The sequence below is a fragment of the Amycolatopsis japonica genome (genome assembly GCF_000732925.1).
GTDB classification, from domain to species: Bacteria; Actinomycetota; Actinomycetes; order Mycobacteriales; family Pseudonocardiaceae; genus Amycolatopsis; species Amycolatopsis japonica.
This window is the reverse complement of sequence record NZ_CP008953.1, coordinates 748,043-774,387: the sequence shown is the minus strand read 5'-3', so window position 1 is coordinate 774,387 and position 26,345 is coordinate 748,043. Positions and strand designations below refer to the sequence as shown.

The 26,345-nt window shown below is 68.1% G+C and carries 24 protein-coding genes; 14 read left to right on the top strand and 10 right to left on the bottom strand.

What is annotated here, in order from left to right:
• Nucleotides 1-45: 45 nt before the first annotated feature.
• The 3 genes from AJAP_RS03895 to metG form a co-directional block, all read right to left on the bottom strand.
• On the bottom strand, nt 46-1,425 hold the full coding sequence (locus AJAP_RS03895) for a resuscitation-promoting factor (RefSeq protein ID WP_038508216.1): 1,380 nt from the start codon (nt 1,423-1,425) through the stop codon (nt 46-48).
• Nucleotides 1,426-1,838: 413 nt separating this feature from the next.
• Nucleotides 1,839-2,675 carry a TatD family hydrolase gene (locus AJAP_RS03890; protein WP_038508215.1) on the bottom strand — a complete coding sequence of 279 codons (837 nt, stop codon included), beginning with the start codon at nt 2,673-2,675 and terminating at the stop codon, nt 1,839-1,841.
• Between the two features lie 7 nt (nt 2,676-2,682).
• Complete coding sequence (metG, locus tag AJAP_RS03885; RefSeq protein WP_084098030.1) at nt 2,683-4,476, bottom strand: methionine--tRNA ligase; 1,794 nt, start codon at nt 4,474-4,476, stop codon at nt 2,683-2,685.
• Nucleotides 4,477-4,538: 62 nt separating this feature from the next.
• On the opposite strand from metG, the gene AJAP_RS03880 reads away from it, so the two are divergent.
• The 5 genes from AJAP_RS03880 (at nt 4,539) to AJAP_RS03860 (ending at nt 9,080) form a co-directional block, all read left to right on the top strand.
• On the top strand, nt 4,539-5,135 hold the full coding sequence (locus tag AJAP_RS03880) for a PadR family transcriptional regulator (protein WP_037340610.1): 597 nt from the start codon (nt 4,539-4,541) through the stop codon (nt 5,133-5,135).
• 87 nt (nt 5,136-5,222) lie between these two features.
• Nucleotides 5,223-6,233: an ATP-binding cassette domain-containing protein gene (locus AJAP_RS03875; RefSeq protein WP_038508211.1), complete on the top strand. Its 1,011-nt coding sequence runs from the start codon at nt 5,223-5,225 to the stop codon at nt 6,231-6,233.
• Nucleotides 6,223-6,987, top strand: coding sequence for an ABC transporter permease (locus tag AJAP_RS03870; protein WP_037340604.1), 765 nt, complete (start codon nt 6,223-6,225; stop codon nt 6,985-6,987). The genes AJAP_RS03875 and AJAP_RS03870 overlap by 11 nt, the downstream gene beginning before the upstream one ends.
• Nucleotides 6,988-7,078: 91 nt before the next feature.
• A complete protein-coding gene (locus AJAP_RS03865) occupies nt 7,079-7,693 on the top strand; it encodes a glycoside hydrolase family 25 protein (protein WP_037342442.1) in 615 nt (204 codons plus the stop codon).
• Between the two features lie 109 nt (nt 7,694-7,802).
• The gene (locus AJAP_RS03860) at nt 7,803-9,080 is read left to right on the top strand and encodes an aminodeoxychorismate synthase component I (protein WP_038508210.1); all 1,278 of its coding nucleotides are present in this window, start codon (nt 7,803-7,805) and stop codon (nt 9,078-9,080) included.
• Here AJAP_RS03860 and AJAP_RS03855 read toward each other — a convergent pair whose 3' ends face one another.
• Nucleotides 9,081-10,040, bottom strand: a complete 960-nt coding sequence (locus AJAP_RS03855; RefSeq protein ID WP_038508209.1) for a quinone oxidoreductase family protein — start codon at nt 10,038-10,040, stop codon at nt 9,081-9,083.
• Between the two features lie 177 nt (nt 10,041-10,217).
• Between AJAP_RS03855 and AJAP_RS03850 the strand changes: the two genes are divergently transcribed.
• Complete coding sequence (locus tag AJAP_RS03850) at nt 10,218-10,694, top strand: QsdR family transcriptional regulator (RefSeq protein WP_228694993.1); 477 nt, start codon at nt 10,218-10,220, stop codon at nt 10,692-10,694.
• Here the strand turns inward: AJAP_RS03850 and rsmI are convergent.
• Complete coding sequence (gene rsmI, locus AJAP_RS03845; protein ID WP_038508206.1) at nt 10,691-11,527, bottom strand: 16S rRNA (cytidine(1402)-2'-O)-methyltransferase; 837 nt, start codon at nt 11,525-11,527, stop codon at nt 10,691-10,693. The genes AJAP_RS03850 and rsmI overlap by 4 nt on opposite strands.
• Nucleotides 11,528-11,595: 68 nt before the next feature.
• On the opposite strand from rsmI, the gene AJAP_RS03840 reads away from it, so the two are divergent.
• Together AJAP_RS03840 and AJAP_RS44690 are read left to right on the top strand one after the other, a co-directional pair.
• Nucleotides 11,596-13,167: a dolichyl-phosphate-mannose--protein mannosyltransferase gene (locus tag AJAP_RS03840; protein ID WP_038508204.1), complete on the top strand. Its 1,572-nt coding sequence runs from the start codon at nt 11,596-11,598 to the stop codon at nt 13,165-13,167.
• Between the two features lie 103 nt (nt 13,168-13,270).
• Nucleotides 13,271-13,831, top strand: coding sequence for a hypothetical protein (locus AJAP_RS44690; RefSeq protein WP_228694854.1), 561 nt, complete (start codon nt 13,271-13,273; stop codon nt 13,829-13,831).
• A gap of 82 nt (nt 13,832-13,913) precedes the next feature.
• Here the strand turns inward: AJAP_RS44690 and AJAP_RS03825 are convergent, their stop codons facing one another.
• A complete protein-coding gene (locus AJAP_RS03825; RefSeq protein ID WP_038508203.1) occupies nt 13,914-15,686 on the bottom strand; it encodes a serine/threonine-protein kinase in 1,773 nt (590 codons plus the stop codon).
• Nucleotides 15,687-15,869: 183 nt separating this feature from the next.
• Here AJAP_RS03825 and AJAP_RS03820 point away from each other — a divergent pair, with 183 nt between their 5' ends.
• Both AJAP_RS03820 and AJAP_RS03815 read left to right on the top strand, forming a co-directional pair.
• Complete coding sequence (locus AJAP_RS03820) at nt 15,870-17,741, top strand: propionyl-CoA synthetase (RefSeq protein WP_038508201.1); 1,872 nt, start codon at nt 15,870-15,872, stop codon at nt 17,739-17,741.
• Between the two features lie 109 nt (nt 17,742-17,850).
• On the top strand, nt 17,851-19,431 hold the full coding sequence (locus tag AJAP_RS03815; RefSeq protein ID WP_038508200.1) for a beta-N-acetylhexosaminidase: 1,581 nt from the start codon (nt 17,851-17,853) through the stop codon (nt 19,429-19,431).
• A gap of 49 nt (nt 19,432-19,480) precedes the next feature.
• Here AJAP_RS03815 and AJAP_RS03810 read toward each other — a convergent pair whose 3' ends face one another.
• Together AJAP_RS03810 and AJAP_RS03805 are read right to left on the bottom strand one after the other, a co-directional pair.
• Nucleotides 19,481-20,092, bottom strand: coding sequence for a TetR/AcrR family transcriptional regulator (locus tag AJAP_RS03810; RefSeq protein ID WP_038508199.1), 612 nt, complete (start codon nt 20,090-20,092; stop codon nt 19,481-19,483).
• Nucleotides 20,082-20,777 (bottom strand): MOSC domain-containing protein, encoded by a 696-nt coding sequence (locus AJAP_RS03805; protein WP_038508198.1) that lies wholly within the window; start codon nt 20,775-20,777, stop codon nt 20,082-20,084. The genes AJAP_RS03810 and AJAP_RS03805 overlap by 11 nt, the downstream gene beginning before the upstream one ends.
• 39 nt (nt 20,778-20,816) lie before the next feature.
• Here AJAP_RS03805 and AJAP_RS03800 point away from each other — a divergent pair, with 39 nt between their 5' ends.
• Nucleotides 20,817-21,389, top strand: a complete 573-nt coding sequence (locus AJAP_RS03800) for a TIGR03086 family metal-binding protein (RefSeq protein WP_038508197.1) — start codon at nt 20,817-20,819, stop codon at nt 21,387-21,389.
• Here the strand turns inward: AJAP_RS03800 and AJAP_RS03795 are convergent.
• Both AJAP_RS03795 and exaC read right to left on the bottom strand, forming a co-directional pair.
• Complete coding sequence (locus tag AJAP_RS03795; protein WP_038508195.1) at nt 21,343-21,726, bottom strand: DUF779 domain-containing protein; 384 nt, start codon at nt 21,724-21,726, stop codon at nt 21,343-21,345. The genes AJAP_RS03800 and AJAP_RS03795 overlap by 47 nt on opposite strands.
• Nucleotides 21,726-23,249 (bottom strand): acetaldehyde dehydrogenase ExaC, encoded by a 1,524-nt coding sequence (gene exaC, locus AJAP_RS03790; protein ID WP_037340578.1) that lies wholly within the window; start codon nt 23,247-23,249, stop codon nt 21,726-21,728. Before exaC ends, AJAP_RS03795 begins: the two co-directional genes overlap by 1 nt.
• A 105-nt stretch (nt 23,250-23,354) precedes the next feature.
• Here exaC and AJAP_RS03785 point away from each other — a divergent pair, with 105 nt between their 5' ends.
• The 3 genes from AJAP_RS03785 to AJAP_RS03775 all read left to right on the top strand — a co-directional run bounded on the left by AJAP_RS03785 (nt 23,355) and on the right by AJAP_RS03775 (nt 26,241).
• On the top strand, nt 23,355-24,836 hold the full coding sequence (locus AJAP_RS03785) for a helix-turn-helix domain-containing protein (RefSeq protein ID WP_038508194.1): 1,482 nt from the start codon (nt 23,355-23,357) through the stop codon (nt 24,834-24,836).
• A 68-nt stretch (nt 24,837-24,904) separates the two neighbouring features.
• On the top strand, nt 24,905-25,705 hold the full coding sequence (locus tag AJAP_RS03780) for an SGNH/GDSL hydrolase family protein (RefSeq protein ID WP_038508193.1): 801 nt from the start codon (nt 24,905-24,907) through the stop codon (nt 25,703-25,705).
• Nucleotides 25,684-26,241, top strand: coding sequence for a TetR/AcrR family transcriptional regulator (locus AJAP_RS03775; RefSeq protein WP_038508192.1), 558 nt, complete (start codon nt 25,684-25,686; stop codon nt 26,239-26,241). Before AJAP_RS03780 ends, AJAP_RS03775 begins: the two co-directional genes overlap by 22 nt.
• The last annotated feature ends 104 nt before the right edge of the window (nt 26,242-26,345 follow it).

Here is a 26,345-nt window from a genome sequence, read left to right as displayed (position 1 = left end):
GGCGAACCCACACGGTGACCTTCAGGAAAGGAGGATGATCTGGCGTCAGGCCTTCTTGCCGCAGTGCGGCCAAGCGCCGTAGCCACCACGCGCGTCGCGAACCTTCTCGGCGACAGCGATCTGCTGGGCCTTGCTGGCCTGGTGCGGGTACGCGGCGTACTGCTCGCCACCGTAGGCGTCCCAGGTGCTCTTGTTGAACTGCAGGCCACCGTAGTAGCCGTTGCCGGTGTTGGCGGCCCAGTTGCCGGTCGACTCGCACTGCGCGATGCGGTCCCAGGCTCCGGCGTCTCCGATGACCGGATCGGCGGGCTTCTTGGTTCCAACCTTGACGATCTTGGGCTTGGCCTCGGTGATGACCTCTTCCGAGACCTTCTCGCGGCCGACCTCTTTGCCGTTGCGCTTGGTGACCTTGTAGGTCACGGTCTTCTGGCCCGGGGTGCCCGGGTCCTCGACCTTGGTCTTGCCCTTTTCGAGCTCCGGGTCGTCGACCTTCTGCTCGGGCGGAGCGATTTCCTCGTTCTGCTTGACCATGGTGACGCCGGTCCGGCTGATGTGGACCTCGGCGCCGTCGACCAGCTTGACGTCGAGACCGCCGACGGCCTCGTCGTCCGGGCCGAGGGTCATCCGGAGCTCACCGAGGAATTCCTGGGTGGTCACCGAGTTGGTCTGAACCTTGCGCGGTTCGTTCGCACCGTCGTAGACCGTGACGTTCTTGAGGGTCTTGACCTCGACGGTGGCGCCCTCGAGCGGCAACTCACCGTTCTGCGGGAGCGAAGTCCAGGTGCCGGCCTTGGCGAGGTCGGCGCGACCGAGCTGGTTCAACGCTTCGCCGAGGTTGGTCGCGCGGACCCAGGACTCCTGCTGCGGCGCGCCGTCGACGATCAGGTTCAGCTTGCGGCCGCGCTCAAGCTTGATGACGCCACCGTCGCCCACCTCGGCCTGAGGCGAGGGCGAGAGCGAGTCGTGCGCGCCGACCGAAAGACCGGCGTCTTCGAGGACCTCGCCGACGGTGTCGCCGAAGCTGTGGACGGTCTGCTGCTTGCCGTCGACGTCGAGCGTGACGCTCTTGTTCATCGCCATCGCGGCCGCGCCGCCACCGCCGAGTGTAAGCAGCACCGCCATGACGGTCCCCTTGAGGAACCGCTTCTTCCAGACGCGGGTCGAGTTCGCGATGACCTCGTCCTTGGTCGCGACCTTCATCGGCGCGCCCGCGGTGCGGTCCTCGGCCATCTCGTCCGGAATGACGATCGGAGGAAGCATGGTGGTCTCGGCGCTGATCAGGCGGATCAGCTCGTCGACGTCAACGTCGATCTCGGCCATCAAGGCGTCGGCGTCGGGGCCGAGCGCTGCCAGGACGTCCTGGTGCGTGATGCGCGGATCGTCGGAGTAGTCGAGCTCGCCGTAGTGGGTGTCGCGGTCGAGCACGGCGACCGAGCCGGCGGAAGCGAAGGTGTTCGTCTCTGCGCCGAGGCGCGAGCCATCCTGCCTACTGCTACCAGTCACTGGGTCGTTCCCTTTCCCAAGACGTCGAGGAGCTCGACAACCGCTCCACTACGTCCTTCGTCTCGATGCGCTCTTCGGCACACCTCTAGAAGTCCGACACCCGCAGCCAGCGCCATCGTCACGGTTCCAGGCCGTACCGCTCCTGGTTCCGCTTCCCCGACGTGCACTGACGTGACTGTGGGCGTAACAGCCGGAAACCGCATGAGCGGGTACCGACCGGCACGATCACGGGACAGTAACGAACCTCGCCGGGTTGCGCAAACACCGCCCGGAATGTCGTGACGTTGGTCACTCATCAGAGTGGACCATTGCTGATCACTAATGTCGCAATCCGTTCAACCGGCGGTGACTGTCGGCAAACGGAAGACCCGCTCAGCGGTCTTTCGCACCGATTCGGCCACCTCGTGCACCGCCTCGCCCCTGAGGGTGGCGAGGTGCCGAACCGTGTAGGCGGCGCAGTAGGGCTCGTTCGGCCGCCCACGGAACGGATGCGGGGTCAGGAAGGGAGCGTCCGTTTCGACGAGGTACTGGTCCGCCGGCACGATCCGCGCCGCCTCGTGGAGACCCCGGGCGTTGCGGAAGCTGACCGTCCCGGCGAAGGACAGCACGTATCCCGCGTCGACACACCGGCGAGCGATGTGCTCGTCCCCCGAGAAACAGTGGAAGACGACCTGCTCGGGCGCCCCCTCTTCCTCGAGGATCCGGAGAACGTCGTCGTGGGCGTCTCGATCATGGATCATCAGCGGCTTGCCGATGCGCTTGGCGAGATCGATGTGCCACCGGAAAGCGTCCTGCTGGGCGTCGTGAGGCGAATAGTCCCAGTAGTAGTCGAGGCCGGTCTCGCCGACCGCGACCACTCTGGACTCTTTCGCGAGACTCTCCACTTCGGATTTCTCGGCTTCGGAGAATTCCTTGGTGCGCGTGGGATGGATCGCGACGGCGGCCCAAACCCGCGGGTCCCAAGTGGACGCTTGCGCGGCCCAGCGAGCGGCCGCGAGATCGTCCGCGACGGTGATCACCCGTGACACGCCGGCGCGCTCGGCGCGGTCGACCACGGCTGTCACATCAGCCGCGGTGACCGCGCCGCACGCGTCGAGGTGGGTGTGCGCGTCCACCACCGAAACCGGCAACCTGTCCGGGACCGGCGGCAGCTCCTTCTTCTCCGCACCCATCAGTTGCTCATTTCGAGATCGGCGCCCATTCGGGACCGGTCTCGCCGAGCTCCGGGTCCAGCTTGGCGAACAGCGGGGTCGGCTTGTCCAGAGGCTTGCCCACCTCGATGGGCACGGACTTCCAGCGCGCCTGCTCGGCCTTGTAGTCCCCGGTGATGATGGGGTTGATCCGGCCGGGGATGTCGAGGTCCTCGACTTCCTGAAGCTCGGGCTGGGCCGCCCAGACACCGGTGCCGCCGAGGGCCTCGTGCACCTTCTGCGCCGAGTGGGGCAGGAAGGGGGTCAGCAGCGTGTTGGCGTCGGAGACGACCTGCAGGGCGGTGTGCAGAACACTGTCGCGCCGCGCGGGGTCGTCCTTGAGCTTCCACGGCTCCTGGTCCGAGAGGTACCGGTTGGCCGCGGTGACGACGCGCATGGCCTCGCTCGCCGCTGCCTTGAACCGGGACCGCTGCAGGTGGGCGCCGGCGGTGTCGAACGCCTTGCGGGAGAGCTCCTTGAGCTCCTCGTCGGCGGCCGTGGGGGCATCGGGACGCGGGATTGCTCCGACGTTCTTGTGCGCCATCGAGATGGACCTGTTGACGAGATTGCCCCACTCGTTGGCCAGCTCGAAGTTGGTCCGGCGGACGAATTCGTCCCAGGTGAAGTCGGTGTCCTGGGTCTCGGGGCCCGCCACGGAGATGAAGTACCGCAGCGTGTCCGGGCCGAAGTCGCGAAGGAAGTCGTGCACGTAGATGACCGTGCCGCGCGACGTCGAGAACTTCGAGCCGCTCATCGTGAGGAACTCGCTGGAAACGATCTCGTCGGGCAGGTGCAGCTTGCCGTACTTGCCGGGCACGCCACCTCGGTCGCCCTCGCCGTTGTGACCGAAGAGCAGGGCGGGCCAGATCTGGGCGTGGAAGGTGATGTTGTCCTTGCCCATGAAGTAGTAGGAGCGGGCCTCCGGGTTGCTCCACCACTCCTGCCAGGCGTCCGGGTTGCCGGTCCGGCGCGCCCACTCCACGCTCGCCGAGAAGTAGCCGATGACCGCGTCGAACCAGACGTAGAAGCGCTTCATCGGCTGGTCGCGCCAACCGTCCAGCGGAATCTTCACGCCCCAGTCGAGATCGCGGGTGATCGGCCGCGGCCGCATGTCGTCGATCAGGTTCTTGGTGAAGTTGAGGACGTTCGGACGCCAGTCGGTCTTGCTGGACAGCCATTTGCCCAGGGTCTCGACGAACGCGGACAGGTCGAGGAAATAGTGCTCGGTCTCGACGAACTTCGGCGTTTCACCGTTGATCCGGGACTTCGGGTTGATCAGCTCGGCCGCGTCGAGCTGATTGCCGCAGTTGTCGCACTGGTCACCGCGCGCGCCGTCGTAGCCGCAGATCGGGCAGGTGCCCTCGATGTAGCGGTCGGGCAGGGTGCGGCCGGTCGAGGGGCTGATCGCGCCCCGGGTCGTCTTGGGGACGACGTAACCGTTGCGGTGCAGCGCGAGGAAGATCTGCTGCGTGACCTCGGCGTGGTTACCCGTGGTGGTGCGGGTGAACAGGTCGTAGGTGAGGCCGAGCCCTTGCAGGTCCTGGCCGATCTGGCGGGTGTACTTGTCGGCCGTCTGCTGGGAGGTCATGCCTTCTTTGTCGGCCTGGACGGTGATCGGGGTGCCGTGTTCGTCGGTACCGGACACCATGAGCACCCGGTTGCCGGCCATTCGCTGGTAGCGGGAGAAGACGTCGGACGGGACGCCGAATCCGGACACGTGGCCGATGTGGCGGGGGCCGTTGGCGTAGGGCCAGGCCACCGCAGTCAACACTGGGGTGCTCATGCTTGTTTAGCCTACGGACGTCGTCTAAGGCATTGTTGTCCGGGAGAGGATCGGAGGCCTCGGTGTCCGCCACGCGTCTGCTGGTGCTGGGTGTCGTGCGCATGTACGGCAAGGCACACGGCTACCAGGTCCGGCGCGAGCTTCTCTCGTGGGCGGCCGACAAGTGGGGCAACGTCCAGCCGGGTTCGATCTATCACGCGCTGAAGAAGATGACCACCGAAGGCCTTCTGGAACAGGTCGAGGATGCCGAAGCGGGCGGCGGGCCCGACAGGATCGCGTACAGGCTGACCGAAGACGGAGAGACCGAGTTCCTCGTGCAACTCGGCAGGGCGCTGTCGAGCGACGACGCCACGGGGTACTCCCTGTCCGCGGCTGTCACGTTCATGCCGACACTTCCCCGCGCGCAGGTGCTGGCCTTGCTGAAACAGCAGCTGGCGAATATGGAAGCGCACGCCCAATCAACCCATTACGCCCGCGAACACGCCGTCGATCTGGGGAAGCCTCCCCACGTGAGCGAGCTGTACCGCCTGTGGAGCGTGCACGCGGAAGCGAACGTGAGCTGGATGAGGGATCTGATCGGCCGTCTGGAAGCCGGCGAGTACGTGATGGCGGGCGAAGGCGCGGACGACGAAGCCGTGTTCGGCGCACCACCCAAGTAATCAAATTTGACTACGGAACGACTCCTAGGGCACAGTGCGTCCAGCCACTAGTCAAACTTGACTAGCTGAGCACCGAAAGGAGTAGACATGATCAAGGCACGCGGCCTTGAGCGGCGGTTCCGCCGCAAGGGCCGCAATGGGGGCGAGGTCCACGCCGTCAAGGGCGTCGATCTCGACGTGTCGGCCGGGGAACTGGTCGGCTTCCTCGGACCGAACGGCGCGGGGAAGACCACGACCCTGCGCATGCTGACCACGCTTCTCAAGCCCACCGCCGGTGAGGCGACGGTCGGCGGCTGCGACCTGCTCGCCGACCCGCTGGGGGTGCGCCGGCGAATCGGCTACGTCGCACAGGGCGGCGGCACCGCGCCGGCGAGCAAGGTCGTCGAGGAGATCGAGTTCCAGGGCAGGCTGTACCGGATGAGCAAGGAGGACGCGCTCGCCCGTGGGGCCGTTCTCGCCGAGCAGCTGGACCTGGCCGGGCTCGACCAGCGGACGACCGCGACGCTGTCGGGTGGACAGCGCCGCCGGCTCGACATCGCGCTCGGGCTGATCCACTCGCCCGGTCTCGTCTTCCTCGACGAACCGTCGACGGGGCTCGACCCGCAGAGCCGGGCGAACCTGTGGGACCACATCCGCAGGCTGCGCGACGAGCAGGGCGTCACGGTCTTCCTGACCACGCACTACCTCGACGAGGCCGACGCGCTCTCCGATCGGCTGATCGTCATCGATGACGGGAAGATCGTCGCCGAAGGCACGCCGGACTCCTTGAAAGCGAGGGTTTCCGGCGACAGCGTCGTCATCGGGGTCTCACCGGAGTCGGCGGAGGAGACCGCGGAGGTCGCTGGCCGCCTTGAAGGGGCACACGAAATGACGGTCACCGACGGTACCGTGCGTTTCCGGGTACCGCGCGGGGACACCGCGATGCCCGAACTGCTGCGGGCGCTCGACGCGCGTGGCATCGCGATGACGTCCATGCAGGTGCACCGGCCGACGCTCGACGACGTGTTCCTGACCCTGACGGGCCGGAGCCTGCGCGACGCCGAAGAGGGCGCGACGACCGACTCCGCCGAGGAGAAGGAGACCACGCATGTTGCATGACACCTGGTTGATCTTCCGCCGTGACATGCTCGCGGCGTTGCGCAACCCGACGTGGCTCGCCATCGGCATCATGCAGCCGCTCCTCTATCTGTTCTTCTTCGGGCCGCTTCTGGTGAAGGCGCTCAACGCGCAGGGCCTGTCCGATGTGGACGGATGGATGATCTTCACCCCGGCGATCATCGCGCAGCTCGCGTTGTTCGGCAGTTCGTTCGTCGGTTTCGGGCTCCTCGCTGAATACCGGTCGGGCGTGGTCGAACGCCTGCGGGTCACCCCGGTGAGCCGGGTGGCCTTGTTGCTGGGCAAGGTGCTCGCCAACGCGTTGCAGACCGTCGTCCAGGCCTTGCTCATCATCGCTCTGGCGTATCTGGTCTTCGACCTGAACGCGCCGTTCAGCGGCGTGGTGCTCAGCCTGGTGATCGTCTTCCTTCTGTCGGTCACGCTGGCGTCGTGCTCGTACGCGCTGGCGCTGACCCTCAAGAGCGAAGATGCCTTCCCTGCTTTGCTCAACGCGGTTCTCATGCCGCTGCTGCTGCTTTCCGGAATCCTGATCCCGATCACCGCGGGCTCGGCGCCGGATTGGCTGTACACGATTTCCCGCATCAATCCGTTCCGGCACGTGGTGGATGTCGAGCGGAACAGTTTCCGCGGCGACTTCTCGATGGACGCGCTGTTCACCGGCAGCGTCGTGGTGCTGGTCATGGCCGTTCTGGCCATCTGGTGGGGCTCACGGACGTTCCAACGCGAAAACGCCTGAGACACGCTGTACCGAAAGGTCACCTTGCGGCCGCTCCGCGGACGTAAGGTGACCTTTCGGTCGTACTGGGGCGAATTCGAGGCGGGTGGGTTTGATAGATCCGGAAGGCGAGCACGGCGTCACCCTGTCCCACCGTGAGACGGTGACGGACTGGGCAGCGGTGCGCGGCGCCGACATCCGGTTCGCGTCGGTCACCGTCACCGAGAACACCAACTGGCGGGACGCCGCGGCGGAACGCAATCTGGCCGGCGCGCAACATGTCGGCATCCACACCGGCGCGCGGCACTACGCACGTCCTGGCGCCGTCCATGACCAAGCCGAGCATTTCGTGCGGACGGCGAGCGCGCTCGGCGCCTTCGCGCCCGGTTCGCTCGCGCCCGCGCTCGAAGTGGAGGCGCCCAGCGTCGACGACCGGTTCATCAAGGCATGGATCAAACACGTCAGGCAGGCGGCGCGCGTCGAACGCGTCCTGGTGTACGCGGGGCTCGACTGCTGGACGAACCGGTTGCGGCCGGACAAATGGGCGGACAGCGAAGTGGTGTTGTGGCTGGTCAGGCACAACGAAATCCCGGGAAGACCGGGCTGGTTCCACTCGCGGCTGGGATTGCATCAACACGGTTTCGGCGCCGGGCTGCCCGGTGTGGACGGACCGATCGCGCAGGATGCCGTGGTCTATCCCTTCAAACTGACCGACGTGCTCTTGTAGTTTCCGCTGCGTGACGAGAGATGCGCACGACGTCACCAGGTGGTCGCGGATCTCACTTTCCGGCAGAGGCGGGTTGCTTTTCCGGCCGCTCGAACGGTGACAATGTCGCGTGCGGTTGATGTGCCGGAAGCTGCGGACCGACGCCGGGCCCGAACGGGCACTGGCGGTCCTCGGCGCACGCGCCGAGAAGCTCGGGCTCGCACCGCCCGCCGCGCTTTGCGGCGAGTGGTTCTCGTCGCGCGCGGTCATCGCGCTGAACGCTTCGCTGACTCCGGTCCATGACGTGGCCGAAGCGTTCTCGATCCCCACTCGGATGCCTGACGTTCGTGACGCGGTGCCCGGTGCGGTCGGGGGCGGCTGGTTCGGTTACCTGAGTTACGACCTGACCGATCCCTCGGGCCGTTCCGGATCGCTTCCCCCGGCCGCGTGGGGCTGGGTCGACCGGATTCTCCGGCTGGACGCGGACGGAACCTGGTGGTTCGAAGCCCTGATTCCCGATGGCGATCCGGATCCGGTCGACGAAGTGTCCGTGGTGGAATCCGCGCTCGCCCAGGTTCCCGAGGCGACGACCTGGAGTTCCGGCCCGTTGTCACGACCGCTTCCTTCGGAGCACTACGACGCCGTCAAGGCGTGTGTGCACGCGATCGAAGCCGGCGAGCTTTTCCAGGCGAACATCTGCGCCCGCTTCGGCGGAAGGTTCACCGGCGATCCGATCGCGTTGTTCGCCGAAGGGGTGCGTCGCCTGGGAGCCCGCCGGGCGGCGTTCCTCTCCGGGGACTGGGGCTCGGTCGTCTCGTTCTCCCCTGAGCTTTTCCTTGCCAGGCATGGGCGAAGCGTCCGGTCGACGCCGATCAAGGGAACTCTGCCGCGGCGGAACGCCGCTGACGAACACCTCGCGCGGCGGCTTCGGGAATCCACCAAGGACGTCGCCGAGAACGTGATGATCACCGATCTCGTCCGCAACGATCTCGGCCGGGTGTGCGCCACCGGCAGCGTGCGTGTCCCCGAACTGCTCGCGGTCCGGCCCGCGCCGGGGGTCTGGCATCTGGAGTCCACTGTGGAGGGATCGCTCGCCGACGGGATCAACGACGCGGCACTGCTCGCGGCCACGTTCCCGCCGGGCTCGGTAACGGGCGCGCCGAAGATCCGCGCGCTGGACCTGATCGCCGAGCTGGAGCCCACCGCGCGCGGCGTCTACACCGGCGCGATCGGCCTCGCTTCACCGATCGCCGGCCTGGAACTGAACGTCGCGATCAGAACCTTCGAAATCCACGAAGGCACGATCGCGCTCGGAGTCGGCGGCGGGATCACCGCCGACTCCGACAGCGACGCGGAATGGCAGGAATGCCTGCACAAGTCCGCCCCGCTGGAGCGCCTGCTCGGCTAGCTACTTGGTGGGATCCAGCAGGAGCTTGCCCATCGTGCCGCGCGAGCGCAGGGCCTCGTGGGCGGCGCGAGCGTCGGACAGCGCGTACTCGCCACCGGCGACAGCGCGGATCCGGCCGGCGAGGGCCAGCTCGAAAAGCTCGTCGAGCGTGCGGCCGAAGACGTTTCCGGGAAGTTTGAACGCGTGCGGCAGCCACATCCCGGCCACGGCGGTGCTGTGCCCGAGGAGGTTGCGGGCTTCGATCGGCTTCGGGTTCTCACGGCTGGCCATTCCGTAGAACGCGAGACGGCCGAACGGCGCGAGGGCCGCGATGCTCTGGTCCGTGACCGCGCCGCCGGTCATGTCGAGCACGATGTCGACGCGTTTGCCGCCGTTCGCCTCGCGGAGCGCGTCGGTCATGTTCTCGGCCCGAGAATCGATGGCGACGTCGGCGCCCAGTTCGAGGGCGAGGGCGCGCTTCTCGTCGCTGCTGGCGGTCGCGATGACCCGGCTCGCTCCCCAGGCCTTCGCGAGCTGCACGGCGATGGAGCCGACCCCGCCCGCGGCCGCGTGCACGACGACGGTTTCGCCCGGTTCGAGATGAGCGCTCTTGCGCAGCAGAAGCGAGGCCGTGGTGCCCTGGACGATGAAGGAGAGCGCGGTCAGGTCGTCGACGCCGTCGGGAACGTCGTAGCTGGTGACGTCGTCGGCCACCGCGCGCTCGGCATAACCGCCGCCGCCGTTGAGCAGCGCGACGACCCGTTTGCCGTCGGCGGTGCGACCGACGACCTCGCCACCCGGGACGAGCGGGAGCTTGCTCGGCGCGAGGTACGAGTTCTCGGCCTGATGTGTGTCGGCGTAGTTGATGCCGATCCGGTCGACCTCGACCAGCCGCTGACCTGGGCCGGGGACGGGATCGGGAAGATCGACGAGGTTGAGCACCTCGGGTCCGCCGAACTCGGTCACCTGTACTGCGCGCATCCGCATCCTCCTCGTCGAGATGAGACATTCTTGCATATGTCTCATGCATGAGACGTCGCGTGATATGTTTCACGCATCGAAACCGCACTCGAACGCCAGCTGACCTCGCCGCGCCCGGACGCCCTGCGCGCGTTCACGATCGCGCGCGCCCGCTTTCTGGAGGGGCGCCGGGTGGACATGGGCGAACTGGCGAGCGAACTCGGGATCAGCCGGGCAACGTTGCACCGCTGGGTCGGCGGCCGGGATCAACTGCTCGGCGAAATCCTTTGGTCGATGACCGTGGAGGTCTTCGAAGCGCGGTCTTCCGGCAAACTCGGGCGCGGCGCGGAAGGGATCGCGGAACTCGTCGGCACCTTCGTCCGGACCGTGAACGGCTCGAAACCGTTCCGGGAGTTCCTGCGCAACGAGCCCGAGCGGGCGTTGCGGATCCTGACGACGAAGGCCAGCGTGGTGCAGAGCCGCGCGATCGGGAAGATGCGCGAGTTCCTGGACGAAGAGGTCGAGGCCGGGCGGCTCACTCCGCCACTGCCGGTCGAAGATCTGGCTTACCTGCTGGTGCGGATCGGCGAATCCTTCATCTACACCGATGTCATCACCGGCGACGAACCCGATGCCGGGAAGGCGCACGCCGCCGTGACGGCCTTGCTGTCCTAGCGCTTGCGGGAAGCGAGAACAGCGTCGTAGAGCTCCTTCTTCGACACCCCGGCCGCCTCGGCGACCTCGGCGGCGGCGGACTTGAGGCGTTCACCCGCTGAGACACGCGACGAGACCTCAGAGACCAGGTCTTCGACGCTCACCGAACGCGGCGGCGCACCCGCCAGAACGACGGTGATCTCACCCTTGACCCCCTCGGCGGCCCAAGCGGCCAAATCCGGCAGATTGCCGCGTTTGACCTCTTCGTAGGTTTTGGTCAGTTCGCGACAGACGGCGGCACGACGCTCGGGGCCCAGGACGTCGGCGGCGTCGGCGAGGGTGCTCGCGAGGCGATGCGGAGATTCGAAGAACACTGCAGTACGGGGCTCGTCCTTCAACGAACCGAGCCATTTCGCCCGTTCACCGGGCTTGCGCGGAGCGAAACCTTCGAAACAGAAACGGTCGCAGGGCAGGCCGGACAGCGCGAGCGCCGTGGTCACCGCGGACGGGCCGGGCAGGCAGGTCACCGGCACGTCCGCCTCGACACAGGCTGCCACCAGGCGGAATCCGGGATCCGAGACGCTCGGCATCCCCGCGTCGGTCACCAGGAGCACCGTCTCACCCGCTTGCAGCGATTCGAGCAATTTCGGCAGACGGGCGGTCTCAACGTCCTCGTAGAAGCTGACGACGCGTCCGACCGGCGAGACGTCGAGGGCCGCGGTGAGGGAGCGCAGACGCCGGGTGTCTTCGGCGGCGATCACGTCGGCCGTCGCGAGGGCTTCGGACAGGCGCGGCGAAGCGTCACGGACGTCTCCGAGCGGGGTGGCTGCCAGCACGAGGCGTCCTTCGGTCATTCCCGAAGGTTAACCGGTTCGCAGATCCGGACACCGAGTTCACTCTTCCGCCCGTAGGATCATGCCCCGTGACCGCACTGCTGACCCGCGACAACGAGAGCGTGCGGCCGGATCCGGTCGACGCGCTCAGGCCACCGAACGACCGGGAGGCCACCCTCCTCGGCCGCGGCATGCCGACGGACCGCCTGCGCGGCTGGATCGTCACGCTGGTGCTGACGCTCATCGGCGGCATCGTCCGGATCCAGAACCTGGGGACGCCCACGGACAAGGGCACCCCCGTCTTCGACGAGAAGCACTACGTCCCGCAGGCGTGGCAGATGCTGCGCAACGGCGGTTACGAGGACAACTACGGCTACGAGCTGATCGTCCACCCGCCGCTGGCGAAGCATCTCATCGCGATCGGCGAGTGGTTGTTCGGCTACAACGCCTGGGGCTGGCGGATCATGCCGGCGCTGGCGGGCACGCTGATCGTGTTCCTCACCATCCGGATCGCCCGGCGGCTCACGCGGTCGACACTGCTCGGCGCGGTCGCCGGGATCCTGGTGATCAGCGACGGCGTCCTGCACCTGCAGTCACGCATGGGCATGCTCGACATCTTCATCGCGTTGTTCGTCCTCGCCGCGTTCGCCTGCGTGCTGTGCGACCGCGACCAGGTGCGGCGACGGCTCGCCGTGGCCGTCCGCGAAGGCTGGATCGACGAATCCCGGTTCGGCCCGAAGCTGGGTTTCCGCTGGTGGCGGTTCGCCGGCGGCCTGATGATCGGGCTGACCTTCGGCGTCAAATGGTCGGCGCTCTACTACATCGCCGCGTTCGGCCTGCTCACCGTCTTCTTCGACGTCGCCGCGCGCCGGGCAGCCGGGGTGCAGCGGCCTTGGGTCGGCACGCTGCGCCGCGACGTGCTGCCCGCGCTGTGGGCGATCGTCGTCATCCCGATCCTGGTGTACTTCGCCTGCTACTGGGCCTGGTTCGCGAGCGAGACCGCGACCGACCGCAACTACGTGGCGATCAAGGACGTCGATCCCGGTTTCTGGGCCTGGATGCCGCCCGCGTTGCGGTCGCTCGGCGACTACTCGATGAACGTGCTCGACTTCCACGCGAACCTGGTGACACCCAAGGACAAACCGCATCCATGGGAGTCGAAGCCGTGGACCTGGCCGATGGGGCTGCGGCCGATGCTCTACGCGTACGCGGGCGGCACGGACGCGACCGGCTGCGGCGAGTCGACCTGTGTGCGGGCGACGATGCTGATCGGGACGCCGGCGATGTGGTGGCTGGCGCTGCCCATGCTCGGCTGGAGCGTGTGGCGCTCGGTCTTCCGCGCGGACTGGCGCTACGCCGCCGTACTCGTCGGCTACCTCGCCGGGTACCTGCCGTGGTTCACCAACCTCGACCGTCAGATGTACTACTTCTACGCGACGCCGCTGGCGCCGTTCCTGGTACTCGGGTTGACGCTGGTCCTCGGGCAGATCCTCGGCAGCGCGAAACGCGGCTTCGAGCGGCGGGGCACCGGTCTGCTCGTCGTCGCCCTCTACGTGGGGCTCGTCGTGGCCAACTTCGCCTGGTTGTGGCCGATCCTGAACGGCAACGCGATCACGAACGAGCATTGGAACGCCGAATTGTGGCTTCCGTCCTGGAAGTGATCGCGTCCCGGCCCACAACCTCGTGATTTTCCCGATTCAAGTGTGACACTTGCCCCCGAGTTGTTACTCTTCGCTGGTCAACAGCAGCTCTACAGGGGGCATCATGACGATCCGACCGCTCGGAGCGGCCTGCGCGGCCGCGGCGTTGTTCTTGATCGCGGGGTGCGAAGAGCAGACGCCGGGAACGGCGTCGCCGCAGACCTCGGCCGTTCCGAGCACTTCCGAAGCGCCTGCCACCAGCACGACGCAAGCCAGCGCTTCGAGGCCTTCGGCGACCGCGGCGACCGTCTCCGAGGCCACCACACCCGCCGCCGGCGGCGCCGTGGCGCACACCCCGGACGGCGCCGCGAGCGTGATGGAGGAGTATCACCACGCGCTGGGCGACAAGGACCTCGAAACCGTCTGCCGGATCACCGGGCCGGCGTTCGACGGCGGGATGAAGGAATGTCGTCAGCTCACCCCGATGCAGTTCGGGATGCTCTCGGCCGACGACGTGAAGAAGCTGAAGGCCACCCGCGTGGACCGGGCGAAGCTGCAGAGCAAGGGAGCGGACAAGGTCGTCGTCCCGCCGGGGGCGATCGCGCCGCAGATCGCGATGATGGCGGCTCAGCCCAAGACGTTCACCATGGCCTGGCGAGGCGGGACCTGGGTCATCGTCGACTGAAGGAGAGCAAGGGACCTTTGCTACCACTCATCTCGATGTCGAGACAAGTGGCAGCAAAGGTCCCTTGCTCCCTTTTCGCAGGTCAGCGCGGGTGACGCTGAGGCTGCGGCTGCTGGTGGGGCTGCGGTTGCTGCTGCGGAGGGCGACGCGTCACGATCTGCGTCACCGGGCCGTCCGGCGACTTCCCGGCCCGGGCCAGCCAGCCTTCGACGTCGCGCCGCACGGCGGTGAGCGTCGGGCGGCGGCGTGGCTCCTGGTCGAGCGACGCGATGAGGATCCGGGCGTGTGCGCTGCGGTTCGGCAGCTTCGACACCGGTTCGGCGCGGGCGGCGGCCATCAGCGCGGCCATCGGGGTCTCCCGGGTGCCGCGCGGCGGTTGACCCGAGAGCGCGTAACTGACCGTCGCGGCGAGCTGCCAGGCGTCCGACGCCGGGCTGGCCGGCGAGCCCATCGCCTGCTCGGGGGCGACGAAGTCCGGCGTGCCGATCATCATCCCGGTCGCGGTCATCTTCGAGTCGCCCTGGCTGCGGGCGATGCCGAAGTCGATCAGGTGGGCGAGCCCGTTGCGGTCGAGGATGATGTTCGACGGCTTCAGGTCCCGGTGCAGCACACCCTTCTCGTGCGCCGCCGCGAGCGCGCCGGCCATGGTCGACCAGAGCCGTCCGGCGGCGATGTCGTCGAGCGGGCCCTGCGCGTCGACGATCTCGGCCAGCGAGCGCCCTTCGAGGTACTCCATCACCAACGCGAGCCCGTCGGGTTCCTCGACGAGGTCGTACACCTTGACGCAGTTGGGGTGGTTCACCACGGCCAGCGCACGGGCCTCGCGCTGCATCCGTTCCTCGGTGTCGCGGTCCGGCGCGTGCGCGATCTTCAGCGCGACCGTGCGGTTGAGCTGCGTGTCGACCGCTTCCCAGACGGTGCCGAAACCACCGTGGCCGAGCCGCCGGACGCGCTTGTAGCGGCTGCCGCCGGAGTTGCGGGAACCCGGCGGAGGCGGGATCGGGCCCGGGGCGGCGGCCAGCGCGGGTGGTTCGGGCGCCTGCGCCAGCGCGGTCGCCGGGTACTGCTTGGCGGGCGGGGGCGGCAGCTGCGGCTGCGGTTTCGGGGCGGGCGGCTCCGGGCGGTACGGCTCGACCTTCTGCCGGGGCTGCGGGTCCGGCCGGTTGATCACCGACCACGGCGGCGGGCCGACCAGCGCGACCGGGATCAGCCCCAGCACGCTGAACGGCAGGAACCCGAGCCAGAAGTGCACCGCGGTGTTCGCGCCCATGCCGACGCTCGCCAGCACCATCAGCACGAACGGGATCCAGAAGAACCGCGAAGGCCACTTCGGTCCCCGGCGGAACGCGGTGCGTGCCTGCAGCATCACGAACAGCAGCGACAGCGCGGGCAGCCCGACCAGCAGGATCAGGTAGAAGACGTATCCCAGCTGCATCCCGTTCGGGTAGAACAGGACCTCGTACACGTTCTGGCCGCGGCCGAGGTACGCGCTCTGCGTGCCGATCAGCGGGTTGTACTCGGTGTTGAAGGTCGACAGATCGCTGCCGGAGAAGCCGGATTGACCGCCCGACTTCGACGAGGCGGCCTCCTGGTAGACCTGCGAAAGGCCGGTGGCCAGCAGCCACGGCAGCAGGAAGACGGCGACCACGCCGATCCCGCCGAACACCGACAGGGTCACCACGTCGTAGCGATTGCCGGTGCCTTTGCGGATGATCGCGACGATCATCGCTCCCAGTGCGGGCAGCAGCGCGACCAGCGCTCCCGCGGTGCTCGTCGCCCACACCCAGTCCCCAGGCCAGATCCCTGGCCCGAACAGGCTGTGCGCGAACGAAAGCAGCGCGCTCGCTAGTCCCATGGACCCTGCTCCCCTCGCTCGTCGAGGCCGTTTCCGGCGGTTTCCCCCTAGTCCAGCTTAGGACGCTCCATGCCCTCACAGGGTTGCCGGGTTGTCGCGGGCGTCTCTCCGCCGTTACCACCAGGCATCGGCCGGTTCGGAAGTCCATGATGGTCCCCGTACCCGAACGCGAAGGAGCATTCGATGCACGCCGAGTCGTACCAGCGGAGCCTCGAAGACCCGGAGGGTTTCTGGCTCGAAGCCGCACAGGCGATCGACTGGACCCGCACGCCGACGCAGGCGCTCGACGCGTCGAAAGCGCCCTTCTACCGCTGGTTCCCGGACGGGGAGCTGAACACGGCGTTCAACGCGCTCGACCGGCACGTGCGGGACGGCCGCGGCGAGCAGACCGCGCTGATCTGGGATTCGCCCGTAACCGATTCGGTTCGCCGGTTCACCTACGCGGAACTGCTGGACGAAGTCGCGCGCTTCGCCGGCGCGCTCGCCTCCCTCGGTGTCGGGAAGGGCGACCGCGTCATCGTGTACATGCCGATGGTCCCCGAAGCGGCGGTCGCGATGCTCGCGTGCGCCCGGCTCGGCGCGGTGCATTCGGTCGTTTTCGGCGGCTTCGCGCCCAAGGAGCTCGCGGCGCGGATCGAGGACGCGAAACCCAAGGTCATCGTCGCGGCGTCGTGCGGGATCGAGCCGACGCGGATCGTCGAGTACAAACCGATCATCGACGAGGCGCTCGCGGGCACCGCGCACCAGCCGGCCAAGGTCGTGGTCCTGCAGCGGGAACGCGCCCGCGCCGACCTGGGTGAGCGCGACGCCGACTGGGCCGAACTGGTCGCGAACGCCTCCCTCGCCGATCCGGCGCCGGTCGCGGCCACCGACCCGCTGTACATCCTCTACACCTCCGGCACCACGGGGAAGCCGAAGGGCGTCGTGCGCGACACCGGCGGGCACGCGGTCGCGCTCGCCTGGTCGATGAGCGCGATCTACGACATCCGGCCGGGCGACGTGTGGTGGACGGCGTCCGACGTCGGCTGGGTCGTCGGCCATTCCTACATCGTCTACGCGCCGCTTCTGATCGGGGCGACGACGGTCATGTACGAGGGCAAACCGGTCGGAACCCCGGACGCGGGCGCGTTCTGGCGCGTCATCTCCGATCACGGGGTGAAGGCGTTGTTCACCGCGCCGACCGCGCTACGGGCGATCAAGAAGGTCGATCCGGACGGCGTCGAAATCGGAAAATACCAGCTCAGCGGATTCAAGACGTTGTTCATGGCAGGGGAACGACTCGATCCGGAGACCTATCACTGGGCGCACGACAAGCTCGGCGTACCGGTGATCGACCACTGGTGGCAGACCGAGACCGGCTGGCCGATCGCGGCGAATCCGCGTGGTTTGGAACCGATGCCGGTCAAACCCGGTTCCGCGACGAAACCGGTGCCGGGCTGGGACGTGCGGATCCTGGACCAAGCCGGCGATCCGCTTCCCGCCGGGCGCGAGGGCGCCATCGCCATCAAACTGCCGCTCCCGCCGGGATCGCTGCCGACGTTGTGGCAGGACGACGAGCGGTATCACGAGGCGTATCTTTCGCGGTACGAAGGCCACTACCTGACGGGTGACTCCGGGTACGTCGACGAAGACGGCTATCTGTTCGTCATGGGCCGCACCGACGACGTCATCAACGTCGCGGGGCACCGGCTTTCGACCGGTTCCATGGAGGCCGTGCTGGCGTCGCATCCCGCCGTCGCCGAATGCGCCGTGATCGGGGTCCGCGATCAGCTCAAGGGGCAGCTTCCGCGCGGTTTCGTGGTGCTGAAATCGGGCGCCGACATCGACGCCGAAACGCTCAAGGCCGAATTGGTCGCGCTGGTGCGGCGCGACATCGGCCCGGTCGCCGCGTTCCGTGACGTGTCCATTGTGGACGCGCTACCGAAGACGCGGTCCGGGAAGATCCTGCGCAAGACCATGCGCGGCATCGCCGACGGCCGCGACGAACAGGTGCCGTCGACGATCGAGGACGCGAGCGTTCTCGATGCCCTGAAAGCGGTTCTGCGCGGCGAGTGACCGATGATCGGTACGGCGTACTGGTCCGATCGGGTGTTGTCGGCTTTGCCCTATTGGTCTATACCTTCTCAGGGAAGAGAGTCTCCAGTTATCCGACCGGAGGTGCTCCATGAGTAAACGCCTGTCCAGAACCGTGCTCGGCGTGGCCGTCCTGAGCCTCGTGACGCTCGGGCTGCCCGCCACGGCGAGCGCGGGACAGCACGCGAAGGCCGAACGGACCGTCACCGACGTCGTCCCCGCGCCGGTCGACGCGAAACCCGACCCCCGCGCGAACTTCCGCCTCGGCCCCGCGACCGTCATCCGCACCGACCGCGAAGGCAAGCAGGTCGCCGAATACCTGGCGGGCCTGCTCCGGCCCGCCACCGGTTACCGGCTGCCCGTCGTCAGCGGCCACCGCGGCGGCGGCCCGGCCATCTCGCTCGAAACCGGTCACGCGAGCGACCGCGTCGGCAGCGAGGGTTACCAGCTCAAGGTGTCGCCCTCCGGCGTGACCTTGAAGGCGAACACCGACGAGGGCCTGTTCCTCGGCGTGCAAACGCTGCGTCAGTTGCTTCCTTCGGCGATCGAGGCGAAGACCGTCCAGAAGCGGTCGTGGGTGGTCTCGGGCGGCACGGTGCTCGACTATCCGCGCTTCGGCTACCGCAGCGCGATGCTCGACGTCGCCCGGCACTTCTTCACGCCGGACCAGGTCAAGCTGTACATCGACCAGATCGCGCAGTACAAGATCAACAACCTCCACCTGCACCTGAGCGACGACCAGGGCTGGCGGATCGAGATCAAGAGCTGGCCGAAGCTGGCGACCGTGGGCGGCCAGACGGCCGTCGGCGGCGCTCCCGGCGGTTACTACACGCAGGAGCAGTACAAGGACCTGGTGCGCTACGCGGCTTCGCGGCACATCACGATCGTTCCCGAGATCGACATGCCGGGTCACACCAACGCGGCCCAGTATTCCTACGCCGAACTGAACTGCGACGGCAAGCCGATACCGCCGCGCACGGACATCGAGGTCGGCTACAGCTCGCTGTGCATCGGCAAGGACATCACCTACAAGTTCGTGGACGACGTCATCCGCGAGCTGTCGGCGATCACCCCCGGGAAGTACATCAACATCGGTGGCGACGAAGCGCACTCGACCACCCCGGCCGACTACCAGACCTTCGCCACGAAGGTGCACCCGATCGTCGCGAAGTACGGCAAGACGATCACGGGCTGGCACGACATCGCCAAGACGAATCCGCCGGTTTCGGCCGTCCCGCAGTTCTGGGGCACGACCGGGACGGACGCGAACGTCGCCGCCGCGGCGGCCCGGGGCAACAAGATCCTGATGTCGCCCGCGAACAAGGCGTACCTGGACATGAAGTACCACCCGCAGACGCCGCTCGGGCTGAGCTGGGCCGGCCTGATCGAGGTCAAGACCGGGTACGACTGGGATCCGGCCACGTACCTGGAGGGCGTGACGGAGAAGAACGTGATCGGGGTCGAGGCGCCGCTGTGGTCGGAAACGCTGATCACCAGTGACCACATCGAGTTCATGGCGTTCCCGCGGCTGCCGGGTTACGCCGAGATCGGGTGGTCGCCGAAGGATTCCCGCACCTGGGACGCCTATCGGCTCCGGCTGGCGAAGCAGAGCCCGCGGTGGGTTCAGCAGGGCATCGACTTCTACCGGTCCACGCAGGTCGACTGGAAGTAGCGTGCGATGAAAGGTCCTTTCCTTGCGAAATTTGCGAGGAAAGGACCTTTCATGGCACGGCCGCGGCGTCGAGGCGGGCGGTGATGGCGGCCCGAGCCAGCGCGTAGGGCTCGGTACCGCCGAACATCACCGAATCGGCGTTCGCGGCCCGCCCCAGCGCGTGCAGCTCGAAGGCCAGCCGGTTCACGTCGACGGACTCACGCAGGTGCCCGGCCTTCCGCGCCTCGACGGCGGTGGACCGGATGAACTGGGCGAAGGCCCGGCTCGCGTTCGCGACCGCGTCGTGCACCCGGCCGGTCCGCGCGTCGAACTCGGCGCCGGTGTTGAAGAAGAAACAGCCGCCCGGGAACACGCGGCGTTCCGAGTAGTCGAGCCAGTTCGCGCACAAGGCGCGCAGCCGCGCGATCCCCTGCTCGACCTCGAGCGTCGGCTCGACGACGTTCTCCGCGAAGATCGCGCTCGCCGTCTCGACCGCCGCGAGCTGCAGTTCCTCCTTGGAACCGAACAGGGCGAACACCCCGGATTTGCTCAAGTCCAATTCGGTGGCGAGCCTGCCGAGGGACAACCCGTCGAGCCCCTCGACGGACGCGATGTCCACGGCGCGCCGAAGCACGATCCGCCTCGTCGCGTCACCGCGGGCCACCCGGCCGTCAACCGGCATTCCGTTCCTCTCGCCGCTTCTTCGCCGATGCCAGGCCGTCACGGTACTGCCGGGAAAGCGACGGCGCCGCGAGCACCCGGTCCAGCAGGGCCCAGTACGCGTCCCGCCGCTCGTCGTCGAGCTGGGCGACGTTGGTGAACGACGCGACATACACCTCGGCGATCGTCGGGCTCATCAGATCGCGTTCTTCGAGCGTCATCCGTCCCGACGTGGGCACCACGCCCGTCCGCAGCACCCGCAGGTACCAGCCGCTGCGACCGGAATCGATCATCGCCGGGATGACGTCCTTGCGCCCGGTCTTCATCGCGAGCTTGAAGCACGGCGTCCGCGGCTGCGAAACCTGGACCAGCGTGTCTCCCCAGGCCCAGACGTCGCCGACCCGGACGTCGTACTCGTCGGCGCCCGTCACCGAGGCGTTCTCCCCGAAATCACCCGCGGACACCGGGAAACCCTGCTCCGCCCAGGCGGCGTAGTGCGACGCCGGGTAGACGTAGACCGCCTTGTCGACGCCGCCGTGGACGGTGCGGTCGGCCTGGTCGTCGCCGGCCAGATTGATCTCGTCCAAATCCAGGAACGGCGTCTCCACCCGCGATTTCGCGATGGCGCTGTACACCGGGACGTCGCGCTTCGTCCCCAGTACCGACGGACGCCCGACGAAGACCTCGTTCACTTCGAGAGTGTTCACCTCTAGAAGATAGCACGATCGTTCGTATACATTGCCGCTATGGATCTCATCGCACTCACCACCCGGGCCCATCGGGCCACCGGAGCCACGATCGCCGGAATCGGCGCGGACGACTGGGACCGCTCGACCCCCTGCGCCGAGTGGACCGTCCGTGACATCGTGAAACACCTGATCGAGGGGCACGATTCCCGCACCGCGCAGGCGACGGGCCACCCGATGAAGAGCCGGCCGTCGGCCGACGACGAACTCGCCGGCTCATACGAAGCGAGTTCCGCCGAGTTCCTCGCGGCCTTCGACGGCGAAGCGCTGGAGAAGACTTTCGATTTCGGGAGCTTCGGCCCGCTCCCCGGGAAGAACGCGCTGGCCGTGCTGTTCGTCGACACGCTCACCCACGACTGGGACCTCAACACCGCCCTGGGCCGTGAACACCGCTGGGACGACGAGCTCGCGACGGCCGCGTTGAAGGTGGCGGGCCGCTATCCCGACGTCACGCCGGTCCGCGGGCCCGGCGGCGCCTTCGACCACGCTGTCGAGGCACCGCCGGACGCCGGACCGGGCGCCCGGCTCATCGCGTTGCTGGGCCGTTCAGCTCGGCCGATTCCTCGTCGCTGAACAACCGGGACCGGATCAGGAAACGGACCCCTTCGGGCGCCTCCAAGGAGAATCCGCTCCCTCGGCCGGGGACGACGTCGATGGTCAGATGCGTGTGCTTCCAGTACTCGAACTGGGGGCCCGACATCCACACCGGAACGTCGTCGACGCCTTCGACGCTCAGGTCACCAAGGTGGACATCGGACGCCCCGGTGCGGAATTCGCCCGCCGGGTAGCACATCGGGGCGCTCCCGTCGCAGCATCCGCCGGACTGGTGGAACATCACCGGCCCGTGAAGCGACACCAGCCGCCGCAGCAGATCCGCGGCGGCCGGTGTCAAGCCGACCCGCTCGGCCATCAGAAGAACCCGAGCGCACTGTCCGAATAGGACACCAGCATGTTCTTGGTCTGCTGGTAGTGGTCCAGCATCATCTTGTGGTTCTCGCGCCCGATCCCGGACGCCTTGTAGCCGCCGAAGGCCGCGTGCGCCGGGTACGCGTGGTAGTTGTTGACCCACACCCGGCCCGCTTGGATATCGCGGCCGGCGCGATAGGCGGTGTTGCCGTCGCGCGACCAGACACCGGCGCCGAGGCCGTACAGCGTGTCGTTGGCGATCTTCAGCGCGTCGGCGTAGTCGTCGAACCTGGCCACCGAGACGACCGGGCCGAAGATCTCCTCCTGGAAGATCCTCATCTTGTTGTCGCCCTCGAAGACCGTCGGCTGCACGTAGTACCCGCCGGACAGTTCGCCGCCGAGGTCGCTGCGCTCGCCGCCGGTGAGGATCTTCGCGCCTTCCTTCTGACCGATGTCGATGTAGGAAAGGATCTTCTCCAGCTGGTCGTTCGAGGCCTGCGCGCCGATCTGCGTCTCGGTGTCGAGCGGGTGCCCCTGCTTGATCTTCTTGACCCGCTCGACGGCGTCGCCGAGGAACCGGTCGTAGATACCGGACTGGATCAGCGCCCGCGACGGGCAGGTGCAGACTTCGCCCTGGTTCAGCGCGAAGAGCGCGAAGCCTTCCTGCGCCTTGTCGTAGAACGCGTCGTTGGCGGCGGCGACGTCGTCGAAGAAGATGTTCGGGCTCTTCCCGCCGAGTTCGACGGTGACCGGGATGATGTTCTCGCTGGCGTACTGCAGGATCAGCCGTCCGGTGGTGGTCTCACCGGTGAACGCGACCTTCCGCACGCGGTTGCTCGACGCGAGCGGCTTGCCCGCCTCGACGCCGAAACCGTTGACTATGTTCAGCACGCCCGGCGGGATCAGATCGCCGATGAGCGACATCAGCAGGTGGATCGACGCCGGGGTCTGCTCGGCGGGTTTCAGCACGATCGCGTTGCCCGCGGCCAGCGCGGGCGCGAGCTTCCAGACCGCCATCAGCAGCGGGAAGTTCCACGGGATGATCTGGCCGACGACACCGAGCGGCTCGTGGAAGTGGTACGCGACGGTGTTGTCGTCGATCTGGGAGATGCCACCTTCCTGGGCGCGCAGGGCGCCGGCGAAGTAGCGGAAGTGGTCGATGGCCAGCGGGATGTCGGCGGCGAGGGTCTCGCGGACCGGTTTGCCGTTCTCCCACGATTCGGCGACGGCGATCGCTTCGAGGTTCTGTTCCATCCGGTCGGCGATCCGGAGCAGCACGTTCGCGCGCTCGTCCACCGACGTCCTGCCCCAGGCCGCTGCCGCACCTTCGGCGGCGTCGAGCGCGCGGTCGATGTCGGCGGCGGTGCCGCGGGCGACCTCGGTGAACACCTGTCCGGTCACCGGGGTCGGGTTCTCGAAGTACTGACCGCTCGCGGGCGGTACGTACTCGCCTCCGATGTAGTGGTCGTAGCGCGACTCGTAGCTGACGACGCTGCCTTCGGTGTTCGGTGCCGCGTACTTGGCCATCTTTCCTGCCTCATCGCTAGGGGTGGCGGATGACGGCGAAGCTAGGGCGGGTGAGGTTGCACGCACGTTGCAACGAAGTGAGCGCGGTCACCTATTCTCGGAAACGTGGCAGAGCGGCCCGCTGGAGAGTCCTCGCCGCGTGACCCCCAGGCGTACGCGCGGCTGCTGAAGGACGTCCACGACGCCGTCCTCTCCGGGGTTCCCGCGCCGCGTTCCCCCAGGTCGATCGTGTCCGCTTCGTGGAATCGCTCGCTCGCCGCGCACGTCGATCCGGACACCGGCGTCGCCCCGCTCGTCTACGACTCCGGCGAGGTGAACGGGCTGCGCGACGAGCATCCGCTGGCCCCGGTCCTGCCGATCCTGCGGCAGACGCTGGTGAGCATCGCCGACGACGCCGAGCACATGATGATCGTGACCGACGCGGCCGGGCACATCCTGTGGCGGGAGGGCGCCGCGGGCGTGTTGCGGCGCGCGGACGGCGTGATGCTCGCCGAAGGCACGCGCTGGAGCGAGGACGTCATCGGCACGAACGCGATGGGCACCACGCTCGCCACCGGGGAGCCGGTGCAGATCTATTCGGCCGAGCACCTGGTGCGGACCTATCACGGCTGGACCTGCGCGGCGGCGCCCGTACGCGATCCGGAGACCGGCGCGCTGCTCGGCTCGATCGACGTCAGCGGTCCGCTGCGGACGGTCCATCCCGCGATGCTCGCGCTGGTCACGGCGGCCGCCCAGCTCGCCGAAGGCCAGCTGCGGGCCCGGCTCGCGATGCGCGACGAGCGGCTGCGGGCCGCGAACATGACCCATCTGGAAGCGTTGCGTGGCGCGCCGGGAGCACTGCTCTCGGCGAAGGGCCGCGTGCTGGCGGCCGAGTCCTGCGGCGACCTTCCCTCCACTGTGGACATCAGGCCCGGCGGTGGCGCGGTCACCCTGCCCGACGGGCGGCTGGGCACAGTGGAGCCGTTGAGCGAGGGCTACCTGCTGCGCCTGCGGAACCGGGGCGCGTCGCGGCGGCCGCGGCTCGCGCTGGAGTTCCTCACCGACGGGCCACCGTCGACCACAGTGGACGGTCGCGAGGTGCCGTTCACCTTGCGGCACGCGGAGATCCTCACCCTGCTGGCGCTGAACCCGGGCGGCCTCTCGGCGGAGCGGCTGGCCCTGCTGCTCTACGGCGAGAGCGGTAATCCGGTGACCGTGCGCGCGGAGATCCACCGGCTCCGGACGCGGCTCGGTTCGGACATCGTGCAGACGCGGCCGTACCGGCTTTCCGCCGAGGTGGACGCCGACTTCCTACGCGTCCGCGCGGCGCTCAAACGAGGCGACGTCGCGGCCGCGGCGGACGCCTTCCGCGGTCCACTGCTCGCCGAATCGGAGTCGCCCGCCGTACGCGAGGAGCGCGAGGCCGTCACCGCGTCGGTCCGGCGGGTCGTCCTCGGCAGCGGGGACGCGTCGGCGTTGTGGTCGTACTGGGAGACCCCGTGCGGGGCCGACGACCTGGAGATCGTCGACGCGCTGTGCCGGGTGCTCCCGGACGGCGATCCGCGGCGCGCCGTCGCCTTCACCCATCGGAACCGTCTCGACCGCTGAGTAGACAGCGTCTACATCGGTTTGATAGACAGTGTCTACAAGGTGAACTCGCGGTTACGGAGATCTGGATGGGCTACCAACGTTTCGTCGCGCTCGGCGACAGCTGCGCCGAAGGGCTGGCCGATCCGCATCCGTCGGGCGGTTTCTACCGCGGCTGGGCCGACTTCGTCGCGCACCGGCTCGCCGAGGACGAGCCCGGTTTCCGTTACGCCAATCTCGCGGTCCGCGGGCGCAGGCTCGACCAGATCCACGCCGAGCAGACCCCGGCGGCGACCAGGCTCCAGCCGGATCTGATCGCCTTGTTCGGCGGCGGCAACGACGTGATGAGCCGCGGCTGGGACGCGCGCACGGTCGCCCGCCGCGTCGACACCGCCATCCGCGCCTGCACCGAGATCGCGCCGCGGGTCGTCACCTTCACCCTCAGCGACATCTCGCACCGCATGCCGATGGGCCACCGCATGCGCCCGCGCATCGTCGCGTTGAACGACGCCGTCCGCGAGGCGTCCGTCAGCTACGGCGCGACGCTGGTCGACCTCTGGCCGGACGACGCGGCGCAGGATTCCCGCTACTTCGGCCCGGATCGGCTGCACCTGTCCGAGCAGGGCCACCGGCGCCTGGCCGCACACGTTCTCGGCAAGCTCGACGTCTCCCACGACCCGGCCTGGCTCGCCCCGCTGCCCGGTTCGGCCGGACGGCCCGGCCTGCGCGCGGATCTGCGCTGGCTGACCAGGGAGGTCCTCCCGGTCGCGGTCAGCCGGTTCCGCAACCGGCTCATCGGCCGCCAGCCGGGCGACGGCTTCCTGCCGAAACGCCCCGACCTGCTGCCCGTTCTCGAGGAGACCCGGTCGTGGGCGCCCGAACCCGCCTGATCGACACCGCGGCGGCCCTGCTGGCCGAAGAAGGCGTCGGCGCCGTGACACTGCGCGGGATCGCCAAAGCGGCGGGCGTCTCGCACGGCGCGCCGCTGCGGCATTTCACCGGCCGCGCGGCGCTGCTTTCGGCGGTCGCCACCCGCGGTTACGTCGAACTCCTCGAACGCGGCGCCGACCTGCCGGCCGGGACACCCCGCGAACGGCTCATCGCGGCCTGCCACGGCTACCTCGATTTCGCGCTGGCCAATCCGGCGATGTTCGAGCTGATGTTCCGCCGCGATCTCATCGATCCGGACGATCCCGAGCTCACGCGGGTGAGCAGCGCGGTGTTCGACTTCTTCGCCGCGTTGGTCGAGGACGTGCAGGAAGGCGGCTGGCATCCCGCGACCGATCCGCGGCTGCTCGCGTCGTCGCTGTGGGCGTCACTGCACGGCCTCGCCCAGTTGTGGCTCTGGGGCGGCCTGGCGGGCGCGAGCTTCGCGCCGACACCGGAGCGGGCGCTGGCCGTCACGTTGGACGCCTATCTGGGCTGAGGCTCGGCGAAGAGGCGGCCTGTTCCGGATATCCCCTCCCGAAGGCCCTCTTACCCGGAGCGGGTCATCCTCTTCGCCGAGTTCGGGGAATGGAATATCCATCC

Bases quoted from the DNA above. Each gene is read 5' to 3' on its own strand.
- AJAP_RS44690 (WP_228694854.1), top strand. From the start codon at position 13,271: ATGACGATCCGACCGCTCGGAGCGGCCTGCGCGGCCGCGGCGTTGTTC.
- metG (WP_084098030.1), bottom strand. From the start codon at position 4,476: ATGAGCACCCCAGTGTTGACTGCGGTGGCCTGGCCCTACGCCAACGGC.
- AJAP_RS03795 (WP_038508195.1), bottom strand. From the start codon at position 21,726: ATGGCCGAGCGGGTCGGCTTGACACCGGCCGCCGCGGATCTGCTGCGG.
- AJAP_RS03875 (WP_038508211.1), top strand. From the start codon at position 5,223: ATGATCAAGGCACGCGGCCTTGAGCGGCGGTTCCGCCGCAAGGGCCGC.
- AJAP_RS03870 (WP_037340604.1), top strand. From the start codon at position 6,223: ATGTTGCATGACACCTGGTTGATCTTCCGCCGTGACATGCTCGCGGCG.
- AJAP_RS03810 (WP_038508199.1), bottom strand. From the start codon at position 20,092: ATGCCGGTTGACGGCCGGGTGGCCCGCGGTGACGCGACGAGGCGGATC.
- AJAP_RS03850 (WP_228694993.1), top strand. From the start codon at position 10,218: ATGGGCGAACTGGCGAGCGAACTCGGGATCAGCCGGGCAACGTTGCAC.
- rsmI (WP_038508206.1), bottom strand. From the start codon at position 11,527: ATGACCGAAGGACGCCTCGTGCTGGCAGCCACCCCGCTCGGAGACGTC.
- AJAP_RS03780 (WP_038508193.1), top strand. From the start codon at position 24,905: ATGGGCTACCAACGTTTCGTCGCGCTCGGCGACAGCTGCGCCGAAGGG.
- AJAP_RS03825 (WP_038508203.1), bottom strand. From the start codon at position 15,686: ATGGGACTAGCGAGCGCGCTGCTTTCGTTCGCGCACAGCCTGTTCGGG.
- AJAP_RS03855 (WP_038508209.1), bottom strand. From the start codon at position 10,040: ATGCGCGCAGTACAGGTGACCGAGTTCGGCGGACCCGAGGTGCTCAAC.
- exaC (WP_037340578.1), bottom strand. From the start codon at position 23,249: ATGGCCAAGTACGCGGCACCGAACACCGAAGGCAGCGTCGTCAGCTAC.
- AJAP_RS03815 (WP_038508200.1), top strand. From the start codon at position 17,851: ATGAGTAAACGCCTGTCCAGAACCGTGCTCGGCGTGGCCGTCCTGAGC.
- AJAP_RS03820 (WP_038508201.1), top strand. From the start codon at position 15,870: ATGCACGCCGAGTCGTACCAGCGGAGCCTCGAAGACCCGGAGGGTTTC.
- AJAP_RS03890 (WP_038508215.1), bottom strand. From the start codon at position 2,675: ATGGGTGCGGAGAAGAAGGAGCTGCCGCCGGTCCCGGACAGGTTGCCG.
- AJAP_RS03800 (WP_038508197.1), top strand. From the start codon at position 20,817: ATGGATCTCATCGCACTCACCACCCGGGCCCATCGGGCCACCGGAGCC.